General features: G+C 37.7%; 11 protein-coding genes. 9 read left to right on the top strand and 2 right to left on the bottom strand.

The genetic code is table 11. The annotated features are described in order from the left end of the window. Positions 1–327: 327 nt before the first annotated feature. A complete protein-coding gene (locus B5473_RS03555) occupies positions 328–1,182 on the top strand; it encodes a malate synthase (protein ID WP_079523694.1) in 855 nt (284 codons plus the stop codon). Positions 1,183–1,242: 60 nt separating this feature from the next. Here B5473_RS03555 and B5473_RS03550 read toward each other — a convergent pair whose 3' ends face one another. Then, positions 1,243–1,683, bottom strand: a complete 441-nt coding sequence (locus tag B5473_RS03550) for a YtoQ family protein (protein WP_079523693.1) — start codon at positions 1,681–1,683, stop codon at positions 1,243–1,245. A gap of 165 nt (positions 1,684–1,848) precedes the next feature. On the opposite strand from B5473_RS03550, the gene nadX reads away from it, so the two are divergent. The 4 genes from nadX (at position 1,849) to B5473_RS03530 (ending at position 7,468) form a co-directional block, all read left to right on the top strand. Further along, positions 1,849–2,625, top strand: a complete 777-nt coding sequence (nadX, locus tag B5473_RS03545) for an aspartate dehydrogenase (RefSeq protein ID WP_079523692.1) — start codon at positions 1,849–1,851, stop codon at positions 2,623–2,625. Positions 2,626–2,761: 136 nt separating this feature from the next. After that, positions 2,762–3,730 carry a tRNA dihydrouridine synthase gene (locus B5473_RS03540; RefSeq protein WP_079523691.1) on the top strand — a complete coding sequence of 323 codons (969 nt, stop codon included), beginning with the start codon at positions 2,762–2,764 and terminating at the stop codon, positions 3,728–3,730. A gap of 387 nt (positions 3,731–4,117) precedes the next feature. Then, positions 4,118–5,779 (top strand): SLC13 family permease, encoded by a 1,662-nt coding sequence (locus B5473_RS03535; RefSeq protein ID WP_079523690.1) that lies wholly within the window; start codon positions 4,118–4,120, stop codon positions 5,777–5,779. Positions 5,780–6,004: 225 nt separating this feature from the next. Then, positions 6,005–7,468: an alkaline phosphatase family protein gene (locus B5473_RS03530; RefSeq protein WP_254865232.1), complete on the top strand. Its 1,464-nt coding sequence runs from the start codon at positions 6,005–6,007 to the stop codon at positions 7,466–7,468. A gap of 32 nt (positions 7,469–7,500) precedes the next feature. Here the strand turns inward: B5473_RS03530 and B5473_RS03525 are convergent, their stop codons facing one another. Beyond that, positions 7,501–8,385, bottom strand: a complete 885-nt coding sequence (locus B5473_RS03525; RefSeq protein ID WP_079523688.1) for a patatin-like phospholipase family protein — start codon at positions 8,383–8,385, stop codon at positions 7,501–7,503. A 400-nt stretch (positions 8,386–8,785) separates the two neighbouring features. Here B5473_RS03525 and B5473_RS03520 point away from each other — a divergent pair, with 400 nt between their 5' ends. Genes B5473_RS03520 through B5473_RS03505 form a run of 4 tightly spaced genes read left to right on the top strand, consistent with a single transcriptional unit; the run spans position 8,786 to position 12,305 of the window. Next, a complete protein-coding gene (locus B5473_RS03520; RefSeq protein WP_079523687.1) occupies positions 8,786–9,742 on the top strand; it encodes a sugar kinase in 957 nt (318 codons plus the stop codon). A gap of 23 nt (positions 9,743–9,765) precedes the next feature. Further along, positions 9,766–10,395 (top strand): bifunctional 2-keto-4-hydroxyglutarate aldolase/2-keto-3-deoxy-6-phosphogluconate aldolase, encoded by a 630-nt coding sequence (locus B5473_RS03515; RefSeq protein WP_079523686.1) that lies wholly within the window; start codon positions 9,766–9,768, stop codon positions 10,393–10,395. Positions 10,396–10,398: 3 nt separating this feature from the next. After that, positions 10,399–11,469, top strand: a complete 1,071-nt coding sequence (uxuA, locus tag B5473_RS03510) for a mannonate dehydratase (RefSeq protein ID WP_079523685.1) — start codon at positions 10,399–10,401, stop codon at positions 11,467–11,469. Beyond that, positions 11,469–12,305 carry an SDR family oxidoreductase gene (locus tag B5473_RS03505; protein ID WP_079523684.1) on the top strand — a complete coding sequence of 279 codons (837 nt, stop codon included), beginning with the start codon at positions 11,469–11,471 and terminating at the stop codon, positions 12,303–12,305. The genes uxuA and B5473_RS03505 overlap by 1 nt, the downstream gene beginning before the upstream one ends. The last annotated feature ends 1 nt before the right edge of the window (position 12,306 follow it).

The raw sequence follows: 12,306 nt of genomic DNA, 5'->3' as shown, positions 1-12,306 counted from the left end.
CGTCCGAAACGGATGCCTACTATAATTTTAATGGATAAATATTTTAGTTGACTTAGAGCAAAATTTTATTTTACCTAACGAAAAATAAATTGTCAATAAAATTTTTGTAATTTTTATAAAAAAATGTTATAATAGTCTTACAATTGTTTTCGGTGCGTATTATGTATTCTTTGTACTTTTTTATTCACTCTTAAGGATACGTTTATATGTACTTTTTTTATTCACGAGAGCAAAAATTTTAGCAGTTGTCTAAGCTCTAAACGGGGTTAATTGTTGACTGGCAATTGAACGTAACTGTGTTTTTATTTTACAAGGAGGATTTAAATAATGAATCTAATCAATAAAAAGGTTACACATAAGCATTTCGGAATGGGTAGTATCGTTAAACAGAATGAATCAAGTATTGAAATACATTTTGCATCGGAAAGTAAAAAATTCGTTTTCCCTGATGTATTTGGAAAGCACTTAGTACTTCACGATAAAGATGACGTTCAAACATTAGAAAAAATTATTCAGAAAAAAGAACTTGAGCGAAGAGAAGAAGAATGGCAAAAAGAAGAGAAATTAAAACTCCAACGTAAAAACCAGGAACTTCGATTAATACATGAAAAACATATGAAAAACTTCAAACTTCATCCTGAATCACAATTAGTTTTTTGGTGTGACACTGAAGAACAGAAAACAGCTTTTTCAGATTGGAAAGTTTTTTCTGGATTAACGAAAAGCGGTGTAAATAAAGGGAAGCCTGTAAAACCGATCCGCCTTCACTTAAACAGTGCTGTCTTATTAACGGCCGTAGATGAGAATTCGGCTGAAAAAGACCGACGCATTTTAGGTGTGTATATGGTAGAGGAGAATTTTATCGGGAAACTGAGTGAAGATGGTTATATTCCTGCCCATTCAAAGTACCGAATTGAACTGACGGAACAGGAAGCAGAGCAAATGCTGTTCTGGAACTATTATGTAAACGAAAAGTTCACTCACAAAATGACATGGAATACAGGTAAACATCGTTACTTTAACAATATGTGGATGGCTCAAATTTTACGTGATATTATCTCCCTAAAAACGGACCCTCAGGAAAAAGAGCTGGCTCAGCAATTCTTTACACACTTCTGCAAAATGAATGAAATTACAGCGCAAGAATTACCACAGCCTAATGGTGCCTTGAAGCGTATTTAATTATATAGTTATATAAAAAGAACGAATTCCAAGGAGTTCGTTCTTTTTTTATTAGGTACTTTAATCAAATATATAACGAATTACTTCAATTGCCTGATCTACAGATTCCACTGTTACATTTGCTTTATTGGATAGCTCCTTTAAAGGATGAATTAATGACTCGGGACGGATGATGATCGTCGGTTTATTCATTGCAATCGCTGTACTTATATCCATTGCGGTATTCCATTGTTTATACTTTTCACCGAATAATGCAATGACAATATCCGCTTTCTGCATTAATACCTGTGTCCGGAAATTATTAATATCAGAAGCAGCATTGTCCTTATAATATGCTGATGGCTGGATGCCTAAAATTTCCTCGCCGATATTGTCTGAACGGTCATGGTCTGTCTGCGGTGCTACAAAGTGTAAAGGCAGATTTTTTTCCTTAGCCTTTTGTGCAACTTCTTCCCGCCAATTATCATGAATTTGTCCTGCTAAATAAACTGTTAGTTCCATACGAATGCCTCCTCTTATTTTTGCCTTATATTCATACTAACGAATTCACTTATATAATTGAAGTAAACCCTCTGATAAAAGGATGGGAGAATGCATTGCTGAAATTATGATATGGTTGTAGAAGAGTACAATAGAAATTAATGAACGATTTATAGGAGGTACACAATGAAAGTCGGTTTAATTGGCGCGGGTGCAATTGCTCATTTTCTTTTGGAAGAAATCAATGGAAAGCAGCTAGAAAACTTGTGCATTACAAGCGTATTTGTAAGAGATAAGGAAAAGCATCAATTGCTAGAATCCAATTATGGTGTAAAGCTGTACACGGATATAGAGGCATTTTTAGATTCAGAAATTGATATAGTTGTGGAGGCCGCAAATATTGAAGCGGTCCATACATTGCTTCCTTCAGCAATCAGGAAAAAAGATGTTGTTGTGATTAGTGTTGGTGCATTAGTGGAGGAAGAGCTGTTGACAGAGTTAAACAGCTTGGCGAATGAATACAACAGGAGACTTTACTTGCCATCAGGTGCGGTCGGCGGATTGGATTTACTTCAAAATGCACATGCGCTTGGTACAGTTACATCCGTTAAGCTAACAACGCGCAAACCGGCAAGCTCGTTAGTTGAGGAAACAATCGAAGAGGCGAAAGTAATATTTGAAGGGAATGCGACAGAGGCGATTAGATGTTACCCGAAAAATATGAATGTGTCGATTGTGCTTGCATTGGCGAGTATTGGGTTTGACGAAACGAAAGTAACATTAGTGGCGGACCCGGAAATTGATAAAAATATTCATCAAATTGAAGTGACTGGGGACTTTGGAGAGGCAACATTTACAATTATTAATAATCCGCTTCCTGCGAATCCGAAAACGAGTTACTTAGCAGCGATGAGTATTTTAGGAACGCTAAAAAGGATAAACAGGAAGCTGCTTATCGGTTAATGGAACAAAAATTATTCTAAAAGACTGCTTTTTAAATCATCTGCTTTTACTTTTCTACACTATTTACGCTAATATTGTTAGAGGAAATTTAAAAGTATAGATGATTGTTTGTAATGAGAGGAATTGAACTTAACATATGAAAGAGAATTTTTGGCAGGAGCTACCAAAACCATTTTTTGTACTCGCGCCGATGGAAGATGTAACTGATTTAGTATTTCGGCATGTAGTGGCTGAAGCGGGAAGACCGGATGTATTTTTTACGGAGTTTACTAACTCGGAAAGTTACTGTCACCCTGATGGGATCAAAAGTGTGCGTGGTCGCTTAACATTTACAGAAGACGAACAGCCGATTGTTGCACATATTTGGGGAGACAATCCTGAGAATTTCCGTAAGATGAGCATTGGTATGGCGGAATTGGGCTTTAAGGGAATTGATATTAATATGGGTTGCCCGGTACCGAATGTTGCTGGCCGAGGGAAAGGCAGCGGTCTGATTTTACGTCCGGATGTAGCAGCAGAGTTAATCGAAGCTGCTAAAGAAGGTGGTTTACCTGTCAGCGTGAAAACACGACTTGGTTATAAAGAAATAGACGAGTGGAAAGAGTGGCTTACACATATTTTAAAACAGGATATCGCAAATCTTTCCATTCATTTACGTACACGAAAAGAAATGAGTGCTGTTGATGCACATTGGGAACTTATCCCGGAAATTAAAGCATTGCGTGATGAAATCGCTCCAAACACACTGCTAACAATTAACGGTGATATTCCAGACCGTCAAGTAGGTTTAGAGCTTGCGGAAAAGTACGGAATTGACGGGGTAATGATTGGTCGCGGTATTTTCAAAAATCCGTTCGCTTTTGAAAAGGAACCAAAGGAGCACAGTCCTGAGGAGTATCTTGACCTTTTGAAACTACAACTTGATTTGCAGGACAAGTATGCCGAAGAACTTCCTCGTTCAATGTCGGGTCTTCACCGCTTTTTCAAAATTTATGTAAAGGGCTTCCGAGGTGCCGGCGAACTGAGAAATCAGTTAATGAATACAAAATCTACCGACGAAGTGCGTGCATTGCTTAATAGCTTTGAATTAAATAAAGAAGAATAAAAAACAGGCATGATTCCGATAAATATGGGATTATGTCTTTTTTTTAGTTTTCAAAAGATATAAATGCTAGTTTTCTATTTTTGACAGAAATAAATATTTTATTATAGAAAATTAATTTAACTATTTCACTGTAGAAAGTTACTTTTTTAGAATAATTTTAAAGTGTTATACAACAACACTTATTGCATAAAAATACTATCTATATACGAAAAATGTGGTATTTTTTGTATTTTTCTATCCTAATATTCATCCATATACTAAAATCGAAATATTTTAAATACTATTGCTTTTTTTCTTAACCTAAGTAAAAATGTAAAAGGGAATAGCAATATAGCCTTATGAAAATTGGGTTAAAGCTATTTAAATCGAAGTTTAGGGGGTAAGGTATTGTTTTCAGCAACTTGGAATCGGTTATGGGAAATGCATGATCAAGTAAAAGATATGTTTACTTTTTTCATAAAACCAAATTCTTCAAAGGTCGTGTCAAAGGGAATTAGCGGAAAGCAAGAAAATGAAAACTCAGGTAATGGCGGTGGATATACGCCGCGCAGTTATACAACAGCTCAAATGATTGGTCTGTTTTTAGGTCCGCTTCTTTTTATTTTAACTTTATTGTTCTTTCAGCCAGAAGGTCTCTCGACAGAAGCAAGGGGCGTATTGGCGAGTACTATTTGGATTGCGACATGGTGGATTACCGAAGCAATACCAATTCCGGCAACATCGTTATTGCCGCTAGTATTGTTCCCGTTAACGAATAGCCTGGATATGAAAGTAACGGCATCTTCGTATGGGGATGAAACGATTTTTCTTTTCATGGGTGGATTTATTATCGCTCTTGCAATGGAAAAATGGAATTTACATAGACGTATTGCAATTTCTATTATTTCAATGGTCGGTACAAATATGGACCGAATTGTTCTTGGATTTATGATTGCAACAGGATTTTTATCAATGTGGATTTCTAATACCGCAACAGCAATGATGATGATTCCGATTGGACTAGCGATCATCAATCAAGTGGCTGATGGATTAAAAAATGACCCGTCGATTGACACATCTCCACAGAGTTTTGCATTTGGTAAAGCGTTGATGCTCGGGATTGCATACTCTGCTTCAATTGGAGGGATTGCCACTTTGATTGGTACACCGCCAAATACACTGCTTGCGGGTGCGATTAATAAAATGTATGGAATAGAATTATCATTTGCGGGTTGGATGCTCTTTGGGGTTCCATTTGCCTGGATTTTTATAGTCATTACATGGATTTACCTTGTAAAAGTTGCGTTTCCGTCGAAATTAAAAACATTGCCAGGTGGACGTACAGTTATTGATAAACAGAAAAGAGATCTTGGAGAAGCATCATTTGAAGAGAAACTTGTATTCGTTGTCTTTGCATTAGCTGCATTTTCTTGGATTACCCGTACATTTTTACTAAGCAAATTTATCGATGGGTTAACAGATGGTATGATTGCCGTTATTTTTGCGATTGTGTTATTTGCACTGCCTTCTGTAAATAGAAAAGGCGAACGCTTAATGGATTGGCAGACAGCGGTAAAATTACCATGGGGTATCCTGCTTCTATTCGGGGGAGGACTTGCAATTGCATCCGGATTCGTAGGCACAGGATTATCGGAGTGGATTGGTACACAACTTATGGGTCTGGAAGGAGTAAGTGTTATCTTACTAATCTTCCTTGTTGCAGCACTTGTTCTTGCTTTAACTGAAATTACATCAAACACTGCAACTGCTTCTATGATGTTCCCGATAATGGCATCACTTGCTGTAGCGCTAGGTGTACATCCATATGCGTTAATGATTGCTGCTGGTGTAGCTGCATCATGTGCTTTCATGCTTCCGGTAGCCACACCGCCAAATGCGGCAGTATTCGGATCTGGCTATATTAAGATTAAGGATATGATGAAGGCCGGGTTTGCACTGAATGTCTTCGGTGTGGTTTTCATAACCCTGTCCATTTATTTCCTGCTTCCAATTATTTGGGATATCGATTTAAATTCAGTTCCTGAAATGTTTAAAGAAATGAATAAGTAGTATGAAGAAGGTGGAATCGTTACAAACGATTTCATCTTTTTTGTGGTGCATAATGATTCTACATATATTATTCCAATTCAAACCATACTAATGTTAAATAATTAGGTTGCAGGTGACACGATGAAGCGAAAAGTAATAGTTGCAGCGATTTTAATTGTTGTTATCTGTGCTAGTTTTTTATTAGCGCTTTCAATTTCCCCACTAAAAAAACTGGAAGGTCGAATAATGAATAACACGAAGAAACCTGTAGTACTCATTGTCGTAGATTCATTAATGAATGAACCATTGCAAAAAGTAATAAAAGAAGGTAATGCACCAGCTTTAGCATATTTAATGAACAACGGACAGCTTCATGAGGAAATGATTAGCTCTTATCCGACGATGTCTGTCACGATTGATAGTACGTTACTGACCGGTACATATCCAAATCAGCATAAAGTACCGGGATTGATTTGGTTTAAAGAAGATGAGAATCGAATAATTAGTTATGGTAGCGGAATTAGTGAAATATGGAATAACGGAATTAAAAATGTCGCCATTGATAGCGTTGTCCATCTAAATGACAGTCATTTAAGTAAAGAAGTGCAAACACTACACGAAGAGTTGGCCAATGGAAATCTTTCTTCGGCTTCGATAAATGGTCTGTTATATCGTGGAAATTTTCAACATCGTCTTAATGTCCCCGGACTAATTACTATGGCAGATCTTTTACCGAAGGATATTCATATTAATGGACCTACATTTTTTTCGCTTGGAACATTAGCACAATATAATCCGGAAAATAATCATCATAATTTTATATGGCAACGATTAGGAATCAATAATCAGTTTACAGCCAATGAGTTGAAATACTTAATTAAACAAAAGCGGTTGCCGGCTTTTACTCTTGCTTATTTACCGGATGCGGATGCTTCCATACACAAATACGGTCCCGAACATATAAAGGGTATAAAAGAAGTGGATCAGTCTGTACAAAACGTTTTAAATAGCTTTCCATCTTGGGAAGCTGCTATTCAAGAAGTAACATGGATTATATTGGGCGATAGTGGTCAATCATACGTACTTGATGATAAAAAAACGTCGTTAATTGACTTGAATCAAGTACTTAAAAATTATTCTTTTTGGGAGAGGAAAAATCCGAATGCCCAACTCGCTATTGCTGTTAACGAGCGCATGGCATACATCTATGCACTCGATCAGCAAGTTGAGCTATCCGAGATTGTAAATGTTTTAAAAGAGGATGAGCGAATTGGCTTTATCGCATGGAAGAGTGGACAAACAAACTATGTTGTTAGCCCACATAGTGAGGGAGAGTTAGAATTTTCACCAGAAGGTAAGTACGTCGATAATTACAATCAATCATGGCGAATTGCAGGAGATGCCTCAATTCTGGATTTAAACATGACGAACGAACAGCAAATTATTTATCAGGATTATCCGGATGCACTTGCAAGGCTACATGGAGCGCTTCATTCACAGGAAGGGCGTATTATTATTGTGGATGCTAAACCATCTTATGAGTTTATTGAAAAGCATAGCCATGACCATGCGGGTGGTGGTGCGCATGGCTCACTTCATAAAGTAGATTCGGTTGTTCCGATTATTGTGACTGGGGCAAGTAAATTACCTGAATCTAATCGTTTAGTTGATTTAAAAAATTGGATACTTCAATTACTGGGTGATTCATAACTGAAAGCACCCAGTTTTTTTATTGTTAATTTTCACCAAACTGGGAACCATGTTTTCAAAAATTGAACTGTCCGCTCTTTTCCGATGCCCATCAATTTATTTTTAGTCGCCTCATCTAAATCAAATTGGGTTGCACTGTATTCTTCAACCGGTATAAAGATAATATCTTTCTCGTGTCTACGGGAAATATAGCGATTATCGTGTGCATTTTGCATTGTACTAAATAACGCTTCAAAAAGTTGAATCCCATTATTAATTTCGTGAGGCTTCATATCCTCGCTTGAACTACTGAGTTTCATACCAAGAACGGGCCGCTCTTTATTTCCATTATCGTAAATCCACATTGGAAAGTTACTTAAAACACCGCCATCTACAATAACAGACTCCCTTTTCCCATTTTTTAAATACACAGGCTCAAAGAAGAATGGAAGACCACAGCTCATGCGTAATGCGCGGGAGACCGGAAAATTATTTGGATCGATATTATAATGTTGCAAATCATCGGGGAGTACTAAAATCTTACCATTTGTTAAATCGGAAGCTACTAGTTTTAATATACCTTTTGGTAAATCTCCGAATGTGTAGATGCCTTTAGTCGCCAGCTTTTCGAGAAACCAGTTTTCCAGGGATTTACCGCGATACAATCCCATCCTTTTATATAAATTAAGCCATTTTAAAAATGGAAGCTCGATTATAAATTTCGGAGGATCGAGTAAAACCTTTAAATTCAGTTCATCAAAAATCTCCTCAAGTTCTTTAGTGTTAAATCCAGCAGCAATGAAAGTGGCTAATATGGCACCGGCACTCGTTCCGGCTACACGCTCGAATTTAACGCCTTTTTCTTCGAGCGCCTGAATGGCCCCTACATATGCAAAACCTTTAATACCGCCGCCTGAAAAAACCCCATCTACAATCATCCGTTCTCTCCTTTCTTTTATTTATAAGTCTATAAAATGCAATTAACAGGTAGAATTTGAAAGTTTAGCACAGTGAAACGATATTTAAATTTGTCGTCATAACAGTATATGTTGATAAAAATAAAATGGGTTATTAATGATGAATAAAGTAAAGGTATTTTGATTTACGATTCGAGAAATTTGTTTTCTGGAAAAATAAAAAGAGAAAATTGCAACTTGATAAAGCTTATTAATACCTTATGTAACAGCATTTAGTACTATCAAAAAACATTTTACTTTTAAAATATTCTAAAATTTACTATTGAATTGAAAGCACTTTCAATGTAAGATTTGAATAATTCGATTTACTAAACCGGTTTAGTAAAGTATTTAGTTTAAGTTTTCTCAAGGAGGAATAATTTTGACTACAAATCCAACTGTTTTTACATTAGGAGATGCATTAGTTACGTTTAACCCATCCGAAACAGGACCGCTTCGTTATGTGCAAGGTTTTGTAAAGAAAGCGGGAGGGGCAGAGTTAAACTTTGCTATTGGTTGTGCACGACTTGGATTGCAGTCGAAATGGATGAGTCGCCTAGGTAATGATGAATTCGGTAAGGGGATATACAAGTTTGCTCGCGGAGAAGGCATTGACGTATCGGAAGTTCAGTTTGTTGATGGATATCCGACATCATTGAATTTTAAAGAAATACGTGAAGACGGATCTGGAAAAACCTTTTACTACCGTCATCAATCTCCTGTATTAACAATCGAGCCCGAACATATTACGGACGAATTACTGAATGGCGTGGCAATTGTCCATTTAACAGGTGTATTTTTGGCAATCGCTCCAAAAAATTTGCAAATTGTACTAGCCGTCTTGAAAAAGGCGAAAGAAAAAAATATAAAGATTTCGTTCGATCCGAATATTCGACTAAAACTATGGACGATTGAAGAAGCTCGTAAAGCGTATGAGCAAATTTTCCCTTATGTAGATATTCTACTGGCAGGGTTGGAGGAAATGGAGCTTATTCAACATGATGTAAGCAAACCTGCACTGGAAGCTTTCGCAAAGCAATATGGGATCAAACAGCTTGTTATTAAAGACGGGGCAAACGGAGCAAAGCTTTATTCAGAAAATGTCTGGCATGAAAAGGAAGCTTTCAAGATTACACCAGTTGATACTGTAGGTGCCGGAGACGGGTTTGATGCAGGATATATATATGCGACACTTCACAACTATTCACCAATAGAGAGTCTTACTTTTTCGAATGCGGTAGGCGCGTTAGTAACGACTGTAAAAGGTGATAACGAGGGGTTGCCGGAACTGCAGGAAGTACTCGACTTTATGAACAATATAAAAACAATTGAACGTTAATCAAATTAAAGGGAGATGAACATATGGTAAAGGCAGATACATTAGCAGCGATTAAAAGTTCGAAAGTAGTAGCGGTTATTCGAGGAAATTCAGCAGAAGAAGCAATCGCTCTTTCGAATGCAGCGATTGATGGGGGCATCCATTTAATCGAGCTTACTTACACAACGCCAAATACACAGCAAGTATTGGAAGCATTCCGAAACTCTGATGCAATAGTAGGTGCTGGTACTGTACTTGATGCAGAAACAGCACGTCATGCAATTTTGAATGGTGCAAAATTTGTTGTAGGTCCACAGTTCAGCAAAGAAGTGGCAAAAGTATGCAATCGTTATGCCATTCCATATTTCCCGGGTTGTATGACGATTCAGGAAATGGTATCGGCACTTGAATATGGCTGTGATGTCATTAAATTATTCCCGGCTAATAACTTTAAACCTTCGTTCATCAAATCAGTTAAAGGTCCATTACCGCACGTACAGATTATGCCGACTGGTGGTATAAATACTGACAATATCGGTGAATGGCTTGATGCGGGAGCAATCGCAGTAGGAATCGGCAGTGATTTAAATAAAGCTTATGCAACAGGCGGACATGCAGCAGTAGTAGAAGCAAGCAGAAAATATGTAGAAGCAGCAAAACAAGGAGAGGTGTAAAAGATGAATATTACTTTTCGCTGGTACGGGAGAGATAATGATACGGTAACACTCGACCATATACGCCAGATTCCGAATGTTAAAGGAATTGTTTGGGCATTGCATCAAAAAGCTGCAGGCGAGCTTTGGACGAAAGAAGAGATTAGAGAGGAAGCGGATTATATACAATCAAAAGGTTTCCATATTGATGTTGTTGAAAGTGTCAACGTTCATGAAGATATTAAACTTGGTATTGGTAACCGCGATTTATATATCGACAATTATAAACAAACAATACGTAACTTAGCTGAAGTTGGTGTAAAAGTAATTTGTTATAATTTCATGCCGATTTTCGACTGGACACGTACAGATATGTTCCACCCGCTTGAAGATGGATCAACAGCACTGTACTTCGATAAAGAAAAAGTACAAAATCTCGACCCGCAGCAACTTGTGAAAACGGTTAGTGAAGCTTCCGATTTAACATTGCCGGGATGGGAGCCTGAACGTATGGCCCGTATCGCGGAACTTTTCGAAGCGTATAAAGAAGTGGATGAGCAAAAACTCTGGGACAACTTACGCTACTTTTTAGATGCTATTATCCCTGTTGCTGAAGAGGTTGGAATACGCATGGCGATCCATCCGGATGATCCACCGTACTCGATTTTTGGCTTACCGCGTATCATTACAGGGGCCGCAAGCTATGAAAAATTAATCAATATCAATGAATCATTAGCGAACAGTTTTACATTCTGCTCTGGATCGATGGGTGCATCACCGGAAAATGATATGGTTGCAATTGCTGAAAAATATGCATACCGTTCACCGTTTGCCCATATTCGTAACGTTAAGATCGACGAAAACGGCAGCTTTGCAGAAACTTCTCATTTCACATCAGATGGTTCAATTAATATTAAAGGAATCGTAAAAGCTTTGCATGATCAGAATTATACAGGCTACGTGCGACCAGACCATGGCCGTCACTTATGGGGAGAAGTATGTCGACCTGGCTACGGTTTATATGATCGTGCACTCGGTATTATGTATTTAAATGGTTTATGGGATGCTTACAGCGAACAGTCAGGAGGCAAATAATGATTCCAATACACGAAAATTTAGCAAATAAAGTAGCGGTAATTACAGGCGGCAGCGGTGTTCTATGTTCAAAAATGGCACAGGAATTGGCACGCCATCAAGTAAAAGTAGCGATTGTCGGTCGTACTGAGTCAAAGGTAGAAGCAGTTAAAGAAGAGATTGTTGCAGCAGGGGGTACAGCTGTGGCCATCACTGCTGATGTACTTAATAAAGATTCTTTATTTGCAGCCAAAGAGCAAATTCTTGAACAGTTTGGACGTATTGATTTTTTAATTAACGGTGCAGGCGGAAATCACCCGGATGCGATTACAGAAAAAGAGTATTATGAGGCAAATTCTACAGGTCTTTCGTTTTTTGACCTTCAGGAAAATGGTTTTTCAGATGTGTTTTCATTAAATTTCACTGGTACATTCCTGGCGTGCCAAGTGTTTGGAGAGGCACTTTTACAAGCTGAAAATCCAGCTATCATCAATATTTCATCGATGAGCGCATACACACCATTAACTAAAATTCCTGCGTACAGTGCAGCAAAAGCGGCGATCAACAACTTTACAAGCTGGATGGCGGTTCACTTTGCTGAAACAGGCTTACGTGTAAATGCAATTGCACCGGGATTTTTCATTACTCAGCAAAATAAAGATCTGCTCGTTGACGCAGAAGGAGAGTATACAGCACGTTCAAAAAAAATAATTGAAGCAACTCCGATGAAAAAATTTGGTGAACCAGATCAGTTATTAGGGGCACTCCTATTTTTACTGGACTCTTCTTATTCATCATTTATTACGGGAACAACAATTGCAGTAGATGGTGGCTTTAACGCATATTCGGGGGTGTGAT

Source organism: Solibacillus isronensis, from assembly GCF_900168685.1.
Lineage (GTDB): Bacteria > Bacillota > Bacilli > Bacillales_A > Planococcaceae > Solibacillus > Solibacillus isronensis_A.
Note: the sequence above shows the minus strand (reverse complement) of the source record. Positions and strands in the feature narration are given on the sequence as shown.

Coding starts and splice junctions, on each gene's coding strand:
- B5473_RS03555 (WP_079523694.1), top strand. CDS start 328: ATGAATCTAATCAATAAAAAGGTTACACATAAGCATTTCGGAATGGGT.
- B5473_RS03550 (WP_079523693.1), bottom strand. CDS start 1,683: ATGGAACTAACAGTTTATTTAGCAGGACAAATTCATGATAATTGGCGG.
- nadX (WP_079523692.1), top strand. CDS start 1,849: ATGAAAGTCGGTTTAATTGGCGCGGGTGCAATTGCTCATTTTCTTTTG.
- B5473_RS03540 (WP_079523691.1), top strand. CDS start 2,762: ATGAAAGAGAATTTTTGGCAGGAGCTACCAAAACCATTTTTTGTACTC.
- B5473_RS03530 (WP_254865232.1), top strand. CDS start 6,005: ATGAATAACACGAAGAAACCTGTAGTACTCATTGTCGTAGATTCATTA.
- B5473_RS03525 (WP_079523688.1), bottom strand. CDS start 8,385: ATGATTGTAGATGGGGTTTTTTCAGGCGGCGGTATTAAAGGTTTTGCA.
- B5473_RS03515 (WP_079523686.1), top strand. CDS start 9,766: ATGGTAAAGGCAGATACATTAGCAGCGATTAAAAGTTCGAAAGTAGTA.
- uxuA (WP_079523685.1), top strand. CDS start 10,399: ATGAATATTACTTTTCGCTGGTACGGGAGAGATAATGATACGGTAACA.
- B5473_RS03505 (WP_079523684.1), top strand. CDS start 11,469: ATGATTCCAATACACGAAAATTTAGCAAATAAAGTAGCGGTAATTACA.